We start from the raw sequence: 16,512 nt of genomic DNA on the forward strand, positions 1-16,512 counted from the left end.
TCTCAAAGATCACCATTTTCGCCACGCCACAAACGGAATCTCAAGCAACCTAAGCGCCTTTCTTTTCCACGTTTCGCACTAAAAATCGCGAATTTATTGCACGAAAGAGTCGCGCAATCCCGTTTCAATCTGTATAGAGACGAGGGATCAGCACCCTGTAGCCTCAAGCTGGCGATGAACGGGCCGCTTTGATCCTTGGATTTTCAAATAGAAGCCAAGGAGTTTCTTCAATGGCAAATGTGGTTGTCGTCGGATCGCAATGGGGCGATGAGGGCAAGGGTAAGATCGTTGACTGGCTGTCCGAACGCGCCGATGTCATCGTGCGCTACCAGGGTGGTCATAATGCAGGTCATACGCTTGTTATCGACGGCGTCAGCTACAAGCTTTCGCTGCTGCCATCCGGCCTTGTGCGCGGCAAGCTGAGCGTTATTGGCAACGGCGTCGTTGTCGATCCGCATCATTTCGTTGCTGAAACCGAGAAGCTGCGTGCGCAGGGCATCGACATCAACCCGGATGTGTTGCGCATTGCTGAAAATGCTCCGCTCATCCTTTCCATCCATCGCGATCTCGATGCCATGCGCGAAGGCTCCAATTCGGGTCTCAAGATCGGCACGACCAAGCGCGGCATCGGCCCGGCCTACGAAGACAAGGTCGGCCGTCGCGCCATCCGCGTTATCGATCTGGCCGAGCCGGAGACGCTGCAGCCGAAAGTCGAACGCCTGCTCGCCCACCACAATCTGCTGCGTCGCGGCATGGGCCTTGAGGAAATCGCGGTTGAAACCATTTTGACCGAACTGACCTCGGTTGCCGATCAGATTCTGCCCTATATCGATCAGGTCTGGCGTGTTCTCGATGAGCGCCGCAAGGCTGGCGACCGCATCCTGTTTGAAGGCGCGCAGGGCGCACTGCTCGACAACGATCACGGCACCTATCCGTTTGTGACGTCCTCCAACACGGTTGCCGGTCAGGCTGCCGCCGGTTCGGGGCTTGGCCCGACGGCCATCGGCTATGTGCTTGGCATCACCAAGGCCTATACGACCCGCGTTGGCGAAGGTCCGTTCCCGACCGAACTGGACGACGAGATCGGCGAATTCCTTGGCACCAAGGGCCATGAATTCGGCGTGGTGACGGGTCGCAAGCGTCGTTGCGGCTGGTTCGACGCCGTAATCGTGCGCCAGACGGTTCGTACCTCCGGTATCACCGGCATTGCGCTCACCAAGCTCGATGTTCTCGACGGTCTGGATGAAATCAAGATTTGCGTTGCGTATGAGCTTGATGGCAAGCGCATCGACTATCTGCCGTCCTCCATGGGCGCGCAGGCACGGGTGAAGCCGATCTATGAAACCTTGCCGGGCTGGTCGGAAACGACCGCAGGTGCGCGTTCGTGGAACGATCTTCCGGCGCAGGCTGTCAAATATGTCCGTCACATCGAAGAACTGATCGGCGCGCCGGTGGCGATGCTCTCCACCAGCCCGGAACGCGAGGACACGATCCTCGTCACCGATCCGTTCCACGACTGATTGTTTGCAGTCAATGAGCGATATGTTCGGAGCAGCTTTTCCGGAAGCTGCTCCGATTTTGTTTCGACCGTTGTACAAAGAACGCAATCGGCCGTACAAAGCTTCGCAACAGGGTGAATTTTGCCACTATTTCACCGCATCATTTTGAAAGTCTTCGCTAAATCGTAGCCGCAGACTTTGCTTTCCCTTGATTATTGTGATTATTGGGACATTTATTGCATCCTGTGCTTATTGTTCATCTGGACGGGCGGAAACCGGGTAAGACGGAATGGCGGATTTTGTAGCGGTACTGAAAAAGACGATCGATGCGCAGGCGGACAAGTCGCCCGAATTGCGCCAGCGCGTATATGCGAAAGCGCGCGCGACGATCGAGCAAAAGCTTGTTACGGCAAATGCCTCGCAGGCTGTCGCTGTCCGCCAGCGCAATATTCTCGAAGATGCCATTGCCGAGGTCGAAGCTTTTTATGCGCCGCCAGCCGCCGCGCCGGAAGAGCCGGTTGAGGATGCGCTGGAAGATTTCCTGCAGGAAGCGAATCAGGACGCAGCAGAGCGCACACCGCCGCATGAAGATGATGACGAACCCGCATTCACCAGTGCACCGCGCGATGAGCGTCGCGACAGTTTCTCCAGCGAAGATGATGATGCGCCGGCCTTTGCAGCCGAGCGTAGCGACGACTGGAAACTGGACCGCGCCAAGGAAAAGGCGCAGGCTCGCCGCAGCGAATATATTGAGCGCACCTCCAAGAAGGAGAAGCGCTCCTACAAGGGCCTGATCGCCGGTCTGATTGCAGTCCTGCTTGTCGGCGGTGCCGGTTATGCGGTTTGGGCCAACAAGGACAAGATTCAGGAACTGGCATCGAGCCTCGGACGCAGCGACGCGCCTGCGACCGGTTCCGATACCGAAACGCATCCCGAAGATACGACGCCGCCGCCAGCCGACACCAATACGGCGACGACAGGTGGCGAACAGACGCCGCAGCAGCCTGCAGGCGAGCCGAAAATGACGCAACGGCTGATGCCTGATGGCAGCGAAACCGATAGTGGTCCTGCCGCCGGTGCCAATGGTATCGGCGAGGGCACGTCGACTGCCGCTTCCACGCCTGCGCCTGCCGAAACGAATACGCAGACCGGCGCGCAGCCCGGACAGAACCAGACCGTTGCCGTGGGTCAGCAGGCGCTTCTCTATGAAGAACGTGGCGGTGCGGGTTCGGATTCGGTCGAACGTGGCAATGTGGTGTGGTCGACCATCGAGGAAAGTCCGGAAGACGGCCAGCCTGCCGAACCGGCGGTCCGCGCCACCGTCACGATGCCGACCAGCAAGGTCGAGCTGAAAATGACCATCCGCAAGAATACGGATCAGTCCATTCCGGCGAGCCATCTGATCGAACTGGTCTTCACCGTGCCGGAAGGTTTCCCCGGCGGCGTTGTGGATAATGTGCAGCGCATCACTTTCAAGGACACGGAACAGGCGGCGGGCAATCCGCTGATCGCCGTGCCTTCGAAGATCGGCGACAATTTCTTCATCGTGTGGCTGAACGATGCCCGCACCGCGCAGGACACCAATCTTTCGCTGATGCGCCGCTTGCAGTGGATCGATATTCCGATCTCCTATCGCAATGGTCGCCGCGCCCTTATCAGCCTTGAAAAGGGCGTGCCGGGCGAGAAGGCGTTCAACGACGTGCTCGGTACGAACTAATATCATTCACAAAGACGAAAAAGGCCGCTCAAAGCGGCCTTTTTTGTTTTGAGGCAAACCAAAGTCGCGCTGGTTACTTCTTTTCGGCGAAAGCCTTGATGGCTTTGGCAATTTCGTTTCGCGCAGCTTCGGCGTTGTCGAAACCGCCCAGTTCAACGACCTTGCGGCCTTCCGGCAACTGCTTGTAGACGCGGAAGAAAGCTTCGAGACGCTGCTGTTCGATCTTCGGCAGATCGGTGATTTCCTTGATGTTGTCATAGGTCGGATCGATGTCCGTGGTCGGAACAGCGACGATCTTGTCGTCCTGGTCGCCGCCATCGATCATCTTCAGGACGCCGATGGGACGAACCTTGATGATCGCGCCGGGAACAATCGGCTCACGCGTGTAGATGAGTGCGTCGAGCGGATCGCCATCGCCAGCAAGTGTGCTGGTGATCGAGCCGTAATTGGCCGGATAGATGACAGGCATGGACTGGTAGCGGTCAACGACGATATGGCCGGTCTTGTCGTCGATTTCGTATTTGGTGAAGCTGCCTTGCGGGATTTCGATGGCTGTGAAGAACTCCGTCCCGTCCTGTTCCTTCTGCGGATAATCAAGGAAGGAGACATATTCGGAAGCAGATGCGGCGGTGGCAGCGGTAAGCGCGATAGCTGCGGCGAGCAGGAGCTTTTTCATTGGGAGACCTTGAAGCTTGGGTGAAACACGCCCTCGTCCCTAAAGCCAATCCATTACAGTGATTTGACAGTTTTATATCGGTTGGGTGACGGTTTCCGCGAGGAACCGCCTGCGATATTCCGCGGGGCTGATGCCAATTTTCTGACGGAAATGATGGCGAAGCGTGTGGGCGCTTCCAAAGCCGACCGCGGCGGCAATATCGTCGATGCTCGTTTCTCCCCGGGAGAGGAGTTCCCTGGCAGCCGCGATACGCTCCATGGTGAGCCAGTCGCCGGGCGTGGCGCCGGTTGCCTCAGTGAAGCGTCGCAGGAATGTGCGTGGGCTCATCCGGCATTCGGCAGCCATGCGCTCGATTGTCCATCCTGTAGCAAGATCGGTGCGCATCCGGTCCAGAACCGGGCTGATTGCGGTGCCTTCGCGCTTTGTGACCGGACGTTCGAGGAACTGTGCCTGTCCGCCCGTGCGGTGAGCGGGCATGACCAGCCGCCGGGCAACGGAATTTGCGGCGGCGGCTCCGAAATCCTGCCGGACGATTTCTATCAGTAGATCTATTCCGGCTGCGCTTCCCGCCGAAGTGAAGATGCTATCATGTTCGCGATAGAGCGACGCGTCATCGACATCGATTGCAGGGTGTTTGTTGCGCAGCGCGTCGGCATAGCGCCAGTGCGTGGTGGCGGTGCCGCCGTCCAGCAGTCCTGTCGCGGCCAGCACAAAGGCTCCCGAACAGATGGAGGCAAGCCGCGCGCCGCGTCGGTGAGCACGACGCAGCTTTTCGCTGATGGCTTCCGGCACCGGAACCTCTGCACCTTTCCAGCCCGGAACAATGATAAGGTCAGCCTCATCGATGAGATCGGAGCTGCCATCGGGCGTGATGACAAAGCCGCCATGCGCACGCAGCGGGCCGTCCTCAATCGGGCAACTGGCGAAGCGATACCATCCCGTTCCCATTTCGGGGCGGGGCAGACCAAAGATTTCGGCGACAATGCCGAATTCAAAAGTGCAAAGCCGATCATAGAGAAGCGCTACGACGAGTGGGCCTTTGAGGTCTGGTATCTGATTTGTCATTATCTTTACGTATATTGTCAATCACGCCAATTGCAAGTGATTTGGAAAATGGGCGACAATCTTTCCGAAGACAAAGGAGATCACCCATGGATAGTGTGACAAAGACCGACAGGAAATCAGCCGTAACTGCCATCCCGCCAGCGCCAAGCGTACTGGCGCGGGATCATTTTGCAGCCGAATTCACATTCGAGACGGATTGCTGGGACGTGCATGATGCTTTGTCCAAAGGAGCCGATTTCGTGCTTCTCGACGTGCGTAGCCCGACGCTTTTTGCACAGACGCATATTCCAGGCGCAATCAATCTGCCGCACGGCAAGATCATCGGGTCCAAGATGGCGGAATGGCCGCAGGAAACTATTTTCGTGACCTATTGCGCGGGACCGCATTGCAATGGCGCGGCGCGTGGTGCCTTGCGGCTCGCCAATCTCGACCGGCCCGTCAAGATCATGGCGGGTGGGCTGGCAGGCTGGATAGATGAAGGGTTTGAACTCGCCAAAGGCGAGGGGGAACACTAGAGCGCGTCGCGTTTAATGGAATTCATAGCGCTCGCTCTAGATTCTTTTATTTGCCGCATGTTCGCGAACGCTAAATGAATCCATTTAGCTGCGACATGCTTTAACGCTCAAATAGTTCTGCCGCAAAATGGTCTCCCACTTTGCGGCAGTAAAAGAATCAGCAGATTATCTGTTTCAGGCGTGCGCTTCCTCGACATGGTTCAGCGCCTTCTGCTGCTTGTAGGCAGCGGCCTTCACCGCAGCCTGAACCTTTTCAAACGCACGCACTTCAATCTGGCGCACACGTTCACGGCTGATGTCGAACTCGCCGGAAAGATCCTCCAGCGTCATCGGGTCGTCCGAAAGGCGGCGAGCCTCGAAAATGCGACGTTCACGGTCGTTCAGCGTATCCATCGCCTGTTCCAGCATCGAGCGGCGGTTTTCGAGTTCGTCCTGCTCGATCAGGACCTGCTCCTGGCTGCTACTGTCATCGACCAGCCAGTCCTGCCATTCGCCGGATTCGCCTTCCGAAGCCCGAAGGGGGGCATTCAGCGAAGCATCACCGGACAGACGGCGGTTCATGGAAACCACTTCGTCTTCACTGACCTTGAGCTTGGTTGCGATCTGCTTGACCTGATCCGGGTTAAGATCGCCATCATCGAGCGCCTGAATCTTGCTCTTCATCTTGCGCAGATTAAAGAACAGGCGCTTCTGATTGGCGGTCGTGCCCATCTTCACAAGGCTCCACGAACGCAGGATATACTCCTGGATCGAGGCCTTAATCCACCACATGGCGTAGGTGGCAAGACGGAAACCGCGTTCAGGTTCGAAACGCTTTACAGCCTGCATGAGGCCGACATTGCCTTCCGAGATCACTTCACCGATCGGCAGGCCATAGCCGCGATAACCCATGGCGATCTTGGCCACGAGACGCAGATGGCTCGTCACCAGCTTGTGGGCAGCCTTGGGATCAGTATGTTCGTGATAGCGCTTGGCCAGCATGTATTCTTCCTGCGGCTCAAGCATGGGAAAGCGACGAATTTCTTCCAGATAACGGGTAAGACCACCGTCACCGGACGTGATGCTTGGGAGATTCATCTGGGCCATAGAGCACCCTCCTTTATAATTTCAGGTTCCCGTTTGGCGAACCTGTCGCGGGGGCTGCCTCCTGCACTTCCCTCTCGCGAGCTCTCATATATAGGCATGATTTTGGCGAAAACACGATCCTTTAACGCATGAAACAATCTGTCACTACAATGTGAACGCCGCTCAAGGCCAAAGGTTGCATGGCTGAAGCGTCTCCTGCATTTCCTGAAGCACAGGAAATGCCCTGTCTTTTTATTCTAGCGCATTTCCTGTTTTGATTGAATCATTGGAAATGCTCTATCTGTTTGTTTTTACGCATGTCTTTATCCCGAAACCGGTTCCCACTTTCGGGAGACATGCTCTAGCGCATCTTGTTCCGAAAACCGGTTCCCGCTTTTCGGGATGCGCGCTGGTCTGAAATGAATTGTTTTTTGTGGCAAGGGAGCGGCTACGACCGCGCCCTCGTTTTTGATGTTGGATCAGCTTCTTACTTATATACCGTCCATTGTTCCGGCGAACCGTGATAATTACCAGTATTATATAGAGTGCTTCCGGAAATTTTCCAGAAGGTGCTCCATATCTTCCGGCACCGGCGCTTCGAAACGCATCAGCTCTTCTGTCGCTGGATGGGTGAAAGCGAGCAGCCATGCATGCAGTGCCTGCCGGTGGAAACCGCGCACGGCCTCTTTCAATGGTTCCGGCAGCTTGTTGGCCTTGGTCTTGTAGGCACTGCCATAGTCCATGTCACCGACAAGCGGATGACCGATATGCGCCATGTGCACGCGGATCTGGTGGGTGCGGCCAGTCTCCAGACGGCATTCGACGAGCGAGGCCAGTGCGGTTGCATCTTCGCGGGGGCCGAATTTTTCGACAGTTACATAATGGGTGATGGCGTGGCGGGCATCCTCGCGTTCTTCATTGACTACGGCCTGCTTGGTGCGGTCGCGATGCGAGCGTCCAAGATGCGCATCGATGAAGCCCTGCGGGCGCTCTGTCATACCCCAGACGAGCGCGAGATAAGCGCGTTCCAGATCGCCGGTGCGACCATGATCGGCAAACTGTTCGCTCAAATGCCGGTGCGAACGGTCATTCTTGGCAACAACCATGACGCCGCTCGTGTCCTTGTCGAGACGATGAACGATACCGGGACGACGAATTCCGCCGATGCCCGACAAGCTATCGCCACAATGATATATAAGGGCATTGACGAGTGTTCCCGTCCAGTTGCCGTTGCCTGGGTGAACGACGAGCCCGGCGGGCTTGTTGATCACGATGAGATCATCATCCTCGTAAAGAATATCGAGCGGTATGTTCTCGGCGATGGGTTCGGCTGGTTCCGGCTCAGGCAGCACGATGGCGATTGTCATGCCTTCGCGCAGCTTCTGCTTGGCTTCACGGGCGGGTGCGCCGTCGATGGTCACATGGCCTTCGGCAATCAGGGACTGAACGCGGCTGCGCGAGAGTTCCGGCCCCAATGCTGCGGCCAGCCACTGGTCGAGACGCTTGCCTGTGGCATTGGAGTCGGTCGTAAGCTCTTTCACTCGTGTCTTTCCTCTAAGAGAATGGGCCTCTATGAGAGCGGGCGTGTTTTAACGAAATCGTCAGAACAGCTCTATCTCTTGGTTTTACCGCATTTATGCGGCGTCAAATGTTTCCATTTGGCTGCAAAATGCTCTATCACGCGGCACACGCCATAACATGGCGAAGTTCGAACCGGAGTCGTTGAATGCAGGATCCACACTATCCGAGATACCAGAATCATCAGGATTCAGGCTATCAGGACTATCAGCAGGGCTATTACCCGGAAGAACAGGCCGAGCCCCAGCTTGATCCAGCCATGGAACGTGTGCGCCGCAAAATGATCCGGCTTCTGGCCGTCTCCATCGGTGTCATGCTGATCGGTCTTATGGCCGTGCTTGTCGCCGTTGTCTACAAGATCAATCGCGCGCCGGAAACCCCGCCAGCGGAAGAAGCCCGTTCGGATATCCCCGGACAGGCTGCGTCCGCTCCGGCAAAGCCGGAACCGCCGAAGCTGATCGAATCGCAGATCAACCTGACGCCGGGCACCCGTCTTCTCTCGCAAAGCCTTTCCGGCAACGAACTTTCGCTGGAAACGCTGCTGCCGGATGGCGGTACGGAACTTATCATCTATGACTATCGCGAATCGCGTATCATCGGCCGGATTAAACTCGGCAATGTCGAGTAATACCAAGTCGCGTTGAGTTTGACTCATCGAGACTTGGTTAGGCCTGTGCGGCGATTGAGCATTTTCAGGGCGGCATGATTGCCGCCTTGTTTGTTTCTGCCTTCGAGGATTGCGCTTTTTCTCTTTGGCGATTATATCAGCAACATGGCTGGAAGCGCGTTTCACTCCGGTCGGCTTATGCTCTAAGCGCCCATCGTCTAGCGGTCAGGACGGCGCCCTCTCACGGCGCAAACAGGGGTTCGATTCCCCTTGGGCGTACCATCATCTTCTTTCCCACGCAGTATTTTACACTTTTCCGGATGCGCGCTAGGTTACCTACCCGATGAGGGACCAACCAGGCACGGAGGAACAATGAGCGTTTCAATCAAGACAGGATCGGCGAACCTCATTTGCGACGGCATCGATAAAGGTGCGGTGGAGTTTAGCGTTGCTATTCCCGATGACGGGGCGGACCTGACAAAGCGCGGCAAATTCTGGGGCAGCAAGGATGCGATATCCGATGCGATGAATGCGTCCGTGGTCGGCCTAAAATCGCATGAAGGCGACACCTATCCGGTGGCCGTCGAAGAGCTGGATCGCGACGGAGCTGCACTCTTTACCGTGCTTGCTCCAGCCGGATGACGATCGTTGGTAATGGCTTTGGATAAAGCGGATACGCACCGATCGGTGCGCAAGCGGGACTGGTGCTTTTCCGCCATCGTGTCGCTGGCTTTTGGTGCTGCGACCGCACTCATATTTTTCTATATCGTGCTGTTTGGCGTCGGTGATGATGGATATCTTGTCATATTCAGCATCTATACTGCGCCCGTGGCGATAATTTTCGGTCTTTGGGGGCTGTTTTACTGGCGCAGCCTCGTTGCGTTTATCGGCCTCTTTCTCTGCCTGTTTTCGCTTATCTATCTAAGCATTTTATGACCAAGCAAAAAATCTGCAATTATCCCGTGTTCGCGGGATATGAATGCTGCATGTGGTGGTGATAAAGTTAATGCATGTGGAAAATTGGGTCGAATATTTATCCTCAAATCCATAATGCTGTCAGGGTGGAAGGTATTCTTGCCGAACCTTTCTCGCCGAGAGATGTGCGACGGGTCGCTCCGGGCTGGCCTTATTCCAGATACTTCTCGTTTCTTGCCGAAAACTGCACAGACAACCAACCGGAAGGCAATGCGCTTTTCGTGCGGGTGGGCAGGGGACAATACCATCTGAACGACAAGGCTGACGTGTCGGATGTCGAACGGTTAGTGGATATTAGTCACTAGGGCGCATTCCGAAAAGTGTGAAACGGTTTTCGGATATGATGCGCGTTAAAACAAACAGTTAGAGCGCCGATCTGATTCAATCAGATCGAAACGCGCTCTAAAGTACATTCACAATAATGGCTTGGGGAGATCGGGCCGGCGCCAGTTGCAAAAATTTGCAACTGGCGATGCGACGGTGCATAATCGGCGCATGAGAGAATCGTACAAGAAGCCCGACTATGAACAGGAACTGCGCCAGGCAGGCGTTCGCATCACGCGGCCGCGCCGGATCATCCTGAACATATTGACCGAGACGGAAGATCATCCTGACGCGCTGGAGATTTTTCGCCGCGCGGTCGAGATCGACAGCAGTATTTCGCTTTCGACCGTCTATCGCACGATGAAGCTTCTCGAAGAACGCGGTGCCATCCACCGGCACGCCTTTGCCGGGGGGCCTTCGCGTTTCGAACAGGCAAGCGGCGCGCATCACGATCACATCATCGATATGGACTCTGGCGATGTGGTGGAATTCCGCTCCGACAAGATCGAAAAACTGCAGGAAGAGATCGCCAGATCGCTCGGTTACGAGATCGTGCATCACCGGCTCGAACTTTATTGCAAAAAAATACGAAACTGACGGAACCAAGTTTCTTCTGTGGCGTTAAGCGCGCATGAAGGTCGTGACCCCGCCCCCACAACGCGGCCTTCAGAGTTCGCCTCAACCTCCCCGCACGAGGCGAGCGGCGAGAATGCCGCGCTAACCGTCAAACGTTATGCAGCTGGCGTTCCGCAAATTCAGAGCAAGCCGCCGTGGTTCAGGCCCAGGTCTGACCATGGCGGCTTTTTTTGTAGCTGTTGAGAAGTAGTCGCCTGATCAGGCGTCAAACTGTTCCGTGGGGATGACGAGAGAATAGACGGCCCCGGTCCCGTCGATGCGATATTCGGCGTGACCATTGACGGAGGCCGGCACGATGCGCTGCAACACGGCGCTGCCAAAACGCGGATCGTGCTCGAAAACCTCGGGCATTGCAGGATTGGTTTCTTCCCAGCGAAGCTCCAGCCTGTCGTCGCCGCTGGCGACATGCATGACCTGTGCTGAAATCTTCACGCGGCCATAAGGGATCGATAGACCGCCGAAGGAGGTCGCATTGACCACGAGCTCATGCAGTGCGAGGCCGACATGCAGTGCGGCGCCGGGGAAAAGATAGGGATTATCGCCCTCGATACTCAGGCGTTCGTCGCTGACATCGATATATTTCTCGACCTGTGAATGCACGAGATCGCGAAACAGGGCGCCACGCCAGTTCGAATCGGTCACCAAATCCTGCGAATAGGACAAGGACTGGATGCGCCCGCGAAATTTCAGCAGAAAGTCGTCGATGGAATCGGTGAAGCGTGCCGTCTGGCTGGCGATGCTTTGCACGATGGCCAGAAGGTTCTTTGAGCGATGGCTGACTTCACGCAGCAAAGTCTTCAGCACCTGCTCGCGCCGCTTCAGTTCGCTGATCTCGATGGCCGTGGTGACGAGACCCAGAATATTGCCGGTGTCGTCGCGGTCGCAATCGATATGGAATTCGATCCAGCGCAGCTTGTCGCCATCATTGATGGCGATCTCCACATTCTGCGCTTCGCCGGTATCCAGCGCCGCGCGCTTTGCGCCATCGAGCTTGTGCAGGGTGGCGGAGAAAATGAAATCACAGTCGTTTCCGCCGACTTTCCATTTTTCCTGCCAGTAGAGGGGGATGTTTTCTCCCCACGAATAAACCAGATCGGGCGTTTGATAGAGCACGCAGACATTGCTGTTGCGCACTGCCCTTAGCAATGAGCGCAGGCGGGCGGCGTCGGGTTCGGTTTCCTGCAGGGTGAATTTTGTGCCAGCGGTCATGTTTGCCCCGATTATCCCGCAACCGAATTCAGAGCATTTCCAGCAAAAGTGCGAAACGGTTTTGCGTAGGAGAATGCGACGCAACAAATATTTGGGTCGCCCGTTGGCAAAGAGGCAAAAGTCCGGGGAGAACTGAGCGGAAATTTCCGTGCCATGGCGTCCATTTCATCGACTGGTCGGCGGGTCTGGATCGAGTGATCGTCTTTTGATCCTTGAACTGGCCCGGATTTTGGAACCGGTAAACCGCCGCACAGTCGTATGCGGCGGGCAATCTCATTAAGCTGCAATATAGGCTGGTGTATCGTCAGGTCAAAAACAGCCTTTGATTTTCTATCTGTTATGCCTTGCGGATCGCGGACGCGACGAGCGAAACGACGAGCAGCGCAAGGAATACGAAGAACAGAATCTGCGCTATCCCAGCTGACGCACCAGCGATGCCGCCGAAGCCGAGCGCACCTGCCACGAGTGCCACCACAAGAAATACGAGCGCATAATAAAGCATGTCTGGTCTCCTCTTTATTGTGTGAAGGAGAAACGACATCGAAGCCATATTGGTTCCGCGGTTCCGGGAAAATTAAGGCACTCACAACTCTAAATACTCATGACAGAACGCAACGCGGTGTGATTTCGTGGCGGGAAGCGTCAACAACAAAACTCCCGAAAGGCGTCTGTCTTTCGGGAGTTTATGATCTCTGGTTTCAGGCTGCGACCTGCGAGGCTTCTTCGAAGAAGAGGGCCTGGCTGATCAGCGCTTTCACCATATCCGGATTGAACGGCTTGGTGACAAGGAAGGTCGGTTCCGGGCGTTCGCCCGTCAGCAGACGTTCCGGGAAGGCTGTGATGAAAATGACAGGAATCGTATCGCTCTGCAGGATTTCATTCACCGCATCGATGCCCGAGCTGCCATCAGCAAGCTGGATATCGGCCAGCACCATGCGCGGCTTTTCCTGCTTGTAGAGCGCCAGCGCCTCGTCCTTGGTGCGCGCGATGCCGACCACTTCATGGCCAAGGCTTTCCACCATCTGCTCGATATCCATCGCGATCAGCGGTTCATCCTCGATAATCATGATGCGCGTTGCAACCTGACGCGAAATCTCGGTCGATGCAGCCGAAAGAACACGGCTCAGCTCGGCATCGTCGAGTTCGAGAATTTCGGCAGCTTCCTTGTCGGAAAAGCCTTCCACGGCCACAAGCAGGAATGCCTGCCGCGGCAGGGGCGCGATATGCGAGAGATTTCTTGCCGCCTGTTGTTCCCATGCAAATTCCGACGCCGGCTCCGGCACACGAACGGAGGCCGTCTTATAAAGATCGCAGAAAAGGCGATAGAGGCCGATCCGGTCTGACGAGGTGTCCGGAAAAATGCTCACATCGGCGATGAGGGCTTCAAGGGCAGCCGCAACATAAGCGTCGCCGGAAGCCTGGGAGCCGGTAAGAGCACGAGAAAAACGACGGAGATAGGGAAGGTGCGGCGCGATACGCGTCGATAACGTCATGGTATTGGAACTCCTCAACTGCCGCTTTCGTTCATTGAATGCACATCGGCGGACAAGATCATTGTCCTCTCCCACCCATGCTTTGAGCGCAGCATTATGCTACTCTAAACGGGACGCTTTGAAAAAAGTTCCGACATTGGGAGATATATTAGGGAACTTTTTGATAGCCCGTGCATTTCCCGGACAAGCAGGGGCTTAGATTAATAGGGTAGGGCAATCAGCCCGGAACGATCAAGATATGGCAGAAAAAGAAAACCTTCACATGAACGGAGCCGGGGTTCGGTCGTCCCGTCGCGTTCAGAAGGATATATTAGGACCAAATTGTGAAGTCGGATTGAAACTAAAGGCGCTGTACACCTCGATACAGGACGAGACGATTCCGGATCGCTTCCTCGATCTTCTCCAAAAACTCGATCAGGCTGAACAGGAGAGTATGCGTGAGCACAGCACCCGATCCGTCGGTTGAAAGTAATGCACAGTTCAAGCGAGAGCTTCTGTCATCGCTGCCGAGCCTGCGCGCCTTTGCGGTATCGCTGATCGGCCAGCACGACAAGGCGGATGATCTCGTTCAGGATACGATCATGAAAGCGTGGGCCAAGCAGGAGTCCTTTGAAATGGGGACTAATATGAAGGCCTGGCTCTTCACCATTTTGCGCAACGAGTTCTACACACAGATGCGCAAGCGCGGTCGCGAGGTGCAGGACACGGATGGCGTGTTCAGCGAGCAGCTCGCCGTCCATCCTTCGCAATATGGCACGCTCGATCTGCAGGATTTCCGCGCAGCATTGGAGCAATTGCCCGACGACCAGCGCGAAGCGATCATTCTGATCGGCGCTTCAGGCTTTGCCTATGAGGAAGCTGCGGAAATCTGTGGCTGTGCTGTCGGCACGATCAAGAGCCGTGTCAGCCGTGCCCGCACGCGCCTGCAGGAAATCCTCAAGATTGAAGGCGAAAGCGATTACGGTCCGGATGCCGATTCATCGCGGGCAACCTTGAGAAGCTTCGCGTAAAGCGAGGCTGCTCTCGCCCCCCTTTCAGATGGGAAGGGGGGCTTGTGTTGCTAAAATCCCAAACCATCGCCTGTTTTCGCCCACAGCGATTGCATTTTATCCAACCAATTGTAGGTTAGCTTCTGCTGATATTTCCTGTCGGCAAAGTGATTGTTTGTTTGTGGGTTGCGTCCTTGCCATCAGCCTTGTTGCAAAAACTGCTTCAATCGTCGTCGAAGCCGGTTGCGGTTATCGTCTCGCTCGGCCTTGTGCTGCTGTCGGCGGTCATGACGCTGTTTCTGTCGTCCGGGGTCAACCATCAGGTTGTCGATATTTCCCGCAATTACGCCTTGCGCCAGCAGGTCGACAAGGTTGCACGTCTTGCCAGCAATATCGAGATGAGCCGTCGCGGCTATCTTCTGACGCTCGATGAGACTTATCTCGATCTCTATCGCAATACGATCTTGAGCGTCGACAAGACGCTGGGGGATCTTGAAGCCCTGACGGGCCAGAACCCGCAGCAGGATGCGCGGGTCAAACAAATCCGCGCGCTGGTCGAGCGCGAACAGGAAGATGTGCGCGAGACGGTCAATCTTGCCCAGTCGGGCAATGTGTCGGCAGCAGTTGAAAAAGTGCGCGGTGACGAGGGCAAGGTGCTGATGGATCAGCTTGCCAACACCGTCACGCAATTCATCGATGCGGAAGAACAGCAGCTTCTCGAACGCAACAAGCGGATCAACAGCATGCGCTACTGGATGACGGCAACGTCCATTGTAGCGCTGGCCTCGGCCGCCATGCTGGCGCTTTTGCTGTTCAGCCGCGTTCAGCGTTATGCGCGGTCGATGTTCGAGGGGCAGACGGTGCTGCGTTCCGAAAAGCAATTGCTGGAACAGCGCGTGAAGGAGCGGACCGCCGAGCTGGAGCAGGAGCGCCGCATTGCCGAGCACGAGCGCCAGCGCGTCGAGCTTTTGCTGCAGGACACCAATCATCGCATCGGCAATTCGCTGGCAACGGTTTCATCCCTGCTTGGCCTTCAGATGCGGCAGACGCGCAGCGAAGATGCCCGTGCCGCTCTTGCCGCCGCTCGTGATCGCGTCCAGACCGTATCGACGGCGCACCGGCGCCTGCGTCTGGGCGAGGATATGGAATCGGCGCGCGTCGACGATTTTCTCGGAACCGTCATCAACGATATTCGCAACGCCATCGGGCAGGACCGCAAGATCGAGTTCACGACCGATTTCGCGCCGCTGGATCTGAAAGCGCGCGATGTAACGACAATCGGCATCATTCTGGGCGAGCTTGTCACCAATGCCATCAAGCATGCATTCAAGGGACGCCCGGAAGGGCATATCCGGATCAGCCTGAAGCCGGGTGACGATGCGGTTCCGGTGCTGGTCGTGGAGGATGATGGCGTGGGATTCGACAAGGACCATCAGAAATCCGTTGAAAAGAACGGTCTCGGTACGCTGGTAATCGAACAGCTTTGCATGCAGTTCGGCGAAAAGCCTGTCTATTGCAAGACCGACGACGGCGTCGGAACCAGGGTGATTGTTCGTCTGTCGTCTCTAGTCGATTGAATGTGATGTTTGATACCCTTCCGATATAAATCCTCGTTTCAAACGTCAAATGGCAAATAGCTTATCGTTGTCGACAAAGTGGGAAAACAAAACGCCGACATGAAGCCGGCGTTTTTGTTATGACGGGAAGCGGTCAGCAAGCGGTCAACTCTGCGGCGGGCGCTTTTTCTTGTCGGAAAGCAGCGAGACCAGAGCGATGCCTGCAAGCGGCAGGGCGGCGGCCAGTATGGGCCGTTTGAGAATGGCAGGCACGGTTGCGATTGCAGCCGTCGCCACCATTGCCGATTTGTCGGCCTCCACTTTCTGCTTGCGTTTCTTGGCCTCGGATGCAGCCTGAATTTTCAGGACTGCGAGAATGAGAAGCGCCAAGATCAGCGACAATGCAGCGAGGATGAGAGCCGCCAGCGGCCCGCCATAGTTCTGCGCCAGTGCCAGAAAGGCGGCGACGCAGAAGAAGGTGATCGCAATGATCGCGAAGACGGCGATGGCCGCACCGAAAATCGCCGCACGTTTGGTTTGACCCGCGACGAATTTCAATTCCTCGCCTGCCATTGCGGCCAAAAGGGGCATGAGAGCTTTCAGCATGG

At 56.1% G+C, this 16,512-nt stretch carries 19 protein-coding genes and 1 tRNA gene; 12 read left to right on the forward strand and 8 right to left on the reverse strand.

What is annotated here, in order from left to right; genetic code table 11:
• Positions 1 to 230: 230 nt before the first annotated feature.
• Positions 231 to 1,520 (forward strand): adenylosuccinate synthase, encoded by a 1,290-nt coding sequence (locus F9K94_RS19865; protein ID WP_151647915.1) that lies wholly within the window; start codon positions 231 to 233, stop codon positions 1,518 to 1,520.
• Between the two features lie 268 nt (positions 1,521 to 1,788).
• Positions 1,789 to 3,216 (forward strand): transcriptional regulator, encoded by a 1,428-nt coding sequence (locus F9K94_RS19870; protein WP_151647917.1) that lies wholly within the window; start codon positions 1,789 to 1,791, stop codon positions 3,214 to 3,216.
• A gap of 73 nt (positions 3,217 to 3,289) precedes the next feature.
• Here F9K94_RS19870 and F9K94_RS19875 read toward each other — a convergent pair whose 3' ends face one another.
• Both F9K94_RS19875 and ftrA read right to left on the reverse strand, forming a co-directional pair.
• Positions 3,290 to 3,892 carry an inorganic diphosphatase gene (locus F9K94_RS19875; RefSeq protein WP_061348046.1) on the reverse strand — a complete coding sequence of 201 codons (603 nt, stop codon included), beginning with the start codon at positions 3,890 to 3,892 and terminating at the stop codon, positions 3,290 to 3,292.
• 72 nt (positions 3,893 to 3,964) lie between these two features.
• Positions 3,965 to 4,957: a transcriptional regulator FtrA gene (gene ftrA / locus F9K94_RS19880; RefSeq protein ID WP_061348047.1), complete on the reverse strand. Its 993-nt coding sequence runs from the start codon at positions 4,955 to 4,957 to the stop codon at positions 3,965 to 3,967.
• A gap of 86 nt (positions 4,958 to 5,043) precedes the next feature.
• Between ftrA and F9K94_RS19885 the strand changes: the two genes are divergently transcribed.
• A complete protein-coding gene (locus F9K94_RS19885) occupies positions 5,044 to 5,472 on the forward strand; it encodes a rhodanese-like domain-containing protein (protein ID WP_151647919.1) in 429 nt (142 codons plus the stop codon).
• Between the two features lie 174 nt (positions 5,473 to 5,646).
• Here the strand turns inward: F9K94_RS19885 and rpoH are convergent, their stop codons facing one another.
• On the reverse strand, positions 5,647 to 6,558 hold the full coding sequence (gene rpoH / locus F9K94_RS19890) for an RNA polymerase sigma factor RpoH (RefSeq protein ID WP_151647920.1): 912 nt from the start codon (positions 6,556 to 6,558) through the stop codon (positions 5,647 to 5,649).
• 515 nt (positions 6,559 to 7,073) lie between these two features.
• Entirely contained in the window at positions 7,074 to 8,078 is a 1,005-nt protein-coding gene (locus F9K94_RS19895; protein WP_151647922.1) for an RluA family pseudouridine synthase, read from the reverse strand.
• A gap of 185 nt (positions 8,079 to 8,263) precedes the next feature.
• Here F9K94_RS19895 and F9K94_RS19900 point away from each other — a divergent pair, with 185 nt between their 5' ends.
• The 6 genes from F9K94_RS19900 (at position 8,264) to F9K94_RS19925 (ending at position 10,618) form a co-directional block, all read left to right on the forward strand.
• Positions 8,264 to 8,743 carry a hypothetical protein gene (locus F9K94_RS19900; protein WP_061348051.1) on the forward strand — a complete coding sequence of 160 codons (480 nt, stop codon included), beginning with the start codon at positions 8,264 to 8,266 and terminating at the stop codon, positions 8,741 to 8,743.
• A gap of 186 nt (positions 8,744 to 8,929) precedes the next feature.
• A tRNA-Glu gene (locus tag F9K94_RS19905) sits at positions 8,930 to 9,004 on the forward strand.
• A 90-nt stretch (positions 9,005 to 9,094) separates the two neighbouring features.
• Complete coding sequence (locus F9K94_RS19910; protein ID WP_151647924.1) at positions 9,095 to 9,364, forward strand: hypothetical protein; 270 nt, start codon at positions 9,095 to 9,097, stop codon at positions 9,362 to 9,364.
• Positions 9,365 to 9,376: 12 nt separating this feature from the next.
• A complete protein-coding gene (locus F9K94_RS19915; RefSeq protein ID WP_151647926.1) occupies positions 9,377 to 9,658 on the forward strand; it encodes a hypothetical protein in 282 nt (93 codons plus the stop codon).
• Between the two features lie 74 nt (positions 9,659 to 9,732).
• Positions 9,733 to 10,002, forward strand: a complete 270-nt coding sequence (locus tag F9K94_RS19920; protein WP_151647928.1) for a hypothetical protein — start codon at positions 9,733 to 9,735, stop codon at positions 10,000 to 10,002.
• A 190-nt stretch (positions 10,003 to 10,192) separates the two neighbouring features.
• Entirely contained in the window at positions 10,193 to 10,618 is a 426-nt protein-coding gene (locus F9K94_RS19925) for a transcriptional repressor (RefSeq protein WP_061348088.1), read from the forward strand.
• A gap of 237 nt (positions 10,619 to 10,855) precedes the next feature.
• On the opposite strand, the gene F9K94_RS19930 is transcribed toward F9K94_RS19925, so the two are convergent.
• From F9K94_RS19930 to F9K94_RS19945, 3 genes are all read right to left on the reverse strand, one after another.
• Complete coding sequence (locus F9K94_RS19930) at positions 10,856 to 11,866, reverse strand: sensor histidine kinase (RefSeq protein WP_151647930.1); 1,011 nt, start codon at positions 11,864 to 11,866, stop codon at positions 10,856 to 10,858.
• 337 nt (positions 11,867 to 12,203) lie between these two features.
• A complete protein-coding gene (locus F9K94_RS19940; protein ID WP_151556142.1) occupies positions 12,204 to 12,368 on the reverse strand; it encodes a DUF1328 domain-containing protein in 165 nt (54 codons plus the stop codon).
• 196 nt (positions 12,369 to 12,564) lie between these two features.
• Positions 12,565 to 13,359 carry a response regulator gene (locus tag F9K94_RS19945; protein ID WP_151647934.1) on the reverse strand — a complete coding sequence of 265 codons (795 nt, stop codon included), beginning with the start codon at positions 13,357 to 13,359 and terminating at the stop codon, positions 12,565 to 12,567.
• Between the two features lie 238 nt (positions 13,360 to 13,597).
• Here F9K94_RS19945 and F9K94_RS19950 point away from each other — a divergent pair, with 238 nt between their 5' ends.
• The 3 genes from F9K94_RS19950 to F9K94_RS19960 all read left to right on the forward strand — a co-directional run bounded on the left by F9K94_RS19950 (position 13,598) and on the right by F9K94_RS19960 (position 15,925).
• Positions 13,598 to 13,825: a NepR family anti-sigma factor gene (locus F9K94_RS19950; protein ID WP_012091358.1), complete on the forward strand. Its 228-nt coding sequence runs from the start codon at positions 13,598 to 13,600 to the stop codon at positions 13,823 to 13,825.
• The gene (locus F9K94_RS19955) at positions 13,797 to 14,369 is read left to right on the forward strand and encodes an RNA polymerase sigma factor (RefSeq protein WP_151647936.1); all 573 of its coding nucleotides are present in this window, start codon (positions 13,797 to 13,799) and stop codon (positions 14,367 to 14,369) included. The genes F9K94_RS19950 and F9K94_RS19955 overlap by 29 nt, the downstream gene beginning before the upstream one ends.
• A gap of 173 nt (positions 14,370 to 14,542) precedes the next feature.
• The gene (locus F9K94_RS19960) at positions 14,543 to 15,925 is read left to right on the forward strand and encodes a sensor histidine kinase (RefSeq protein ID WP_061348089.1); all 1,383 of its coding nucleotides are present in this window, start codon (positions 14,543 to 14,545) and stop codon (positions 15,923 to 15,925) included.
• A gap of 144 nt (positions 15,926 to 16,069) precedes the next feature.
• Here F9K94_RS19960 and F9K94_RS19965 read toward each other — a convergent pair whose 3' ends face one another.
• On the reverse strand, positions 16,070 to 16,510 hold the full coding sequence (locus F9K94_RS19965) for a phage holin family protein (protein WP_061348057.1): 441 nt from the start codon (positions 16,508 to 16,510) through the stop codon (positions 16,070 to 16,072).
• Positions 16,511 to 16,512 lie beyond the last annotated feature (2 nt).

This window comes from Brucella tritici (genome assembly GCF_008932285.1).
GTDB lineage: Bacteria > Pseudomonadota > Alphaproteobacteria > Rhizobiales > Rhizobiaceae > Brucella > Brucella tritici.

Coding starts and splice junctions, on each gene's coding strand:
- F9K94_RS19865 (WP_151647915.1), top strand. CDS start 231: ATGGCAAATGTGGTTGTCGTCGGATCGCAATGGGGCGATGAGGGCAAG.
- F9K94_RS19870 (WP_151647917.1), top strand. CDS start 1,789: ATGGCGGATTTTGTAGCGGTACTGAAAAAGACGATCGATGCGCAGGCG.
- F9K94_RS19875 (WP_061348046.1), bottom strand. CDS start 3,892: ATGAAAAAGCTCCTGCTCGCCGCAGCTATCGCGCTTACCGCTGCCACC.
- ftrA (WP_061348047.1), bottom strand. CDS start 4,957: ATGACAAATCAGATACCAGACCTCAAAGGCCCACTCGTCGTAGCGCTT.
- F9K94_RS19885 (WP_151647919.1), top strand. CDS start 5,044: ATGGATAGTGTGACAAAGACCGACAGGAAATCAGCCGTAACTGCCATC.
- rpoH (WP_151647920.1), bottom strand. CDS start 6,558: ATGGCCCAGATGAATCTCCCAAGCATCACGTCCGGTGACGGTGGTCTT.
- F9K94_RS19900 (WP_061348051.1), top strand. CDS start 8,264: ATGCAGGATCCACACTATCCGAGATACCAGAATCATCAGGATTCAGGC.
- F9K94_RS19910 (WP_151647924.1), top strand. CDS start 9,095: ATGAGCGTTTCAATCAAGACAGGATCGGCGAACCTCATTTGCGACGGC.
- F9K94_RS19915 (WP_151647926.1), top strand. CDS start 9,377: ATGGCTTTGGATAAAGCGGATACGCACCGATCGGTGCGCAAGCGGGAC.
- F9K94_RS19920 (WP_151647928.1), top strand. CDS start 9,733: ATGTGGAAAATTGGGTCGAATATTTATCCTCAAATCCATAATGCTGTC.
- F9K94_RS19925 (WP_061348088.1), top strand. CDS start 10,193: ATGAGAGAATCGTACAAGAAGCCCGACTATGAACAGGAACTGCGCCAG.
- F9K94_RS19930 (WP_151647930.1), bottom strand. CDS start 11,866: ATGACCGCTGGCACAAAATTCACCCTGCAGGAAACCGAACCCGACGCC.
- F9K94_RS19940 (WP_151556142.1), bottom strand. CDS start 12,368: ATGCTTTATTATGCGCTCGTATTTCTTGTGGTGGCACTCGTGGCAGGT.
- F9K94_RS19945 (WP_151647934.1), bottom strand. CDS start 13,359: ATGACGTTATCGACGCGTATCGCGCCGCACCTTCCCTATCTCCGTCGT.
- F9K94_RS19950 (WP_012091358.1), top strand. CDS start 13,598: ATGGCAGAAAAAGAAAACCTTCACATGAACGGAGCCGGGGTTCGGTCG.
- F9K94_RS19965 (WP_061348057.1), bottom strand. CDS start 16,510: ATGCTGAAAGCTCTCATGCCCCTTTTGGCCGCAATGGCAGGCGAGGAA.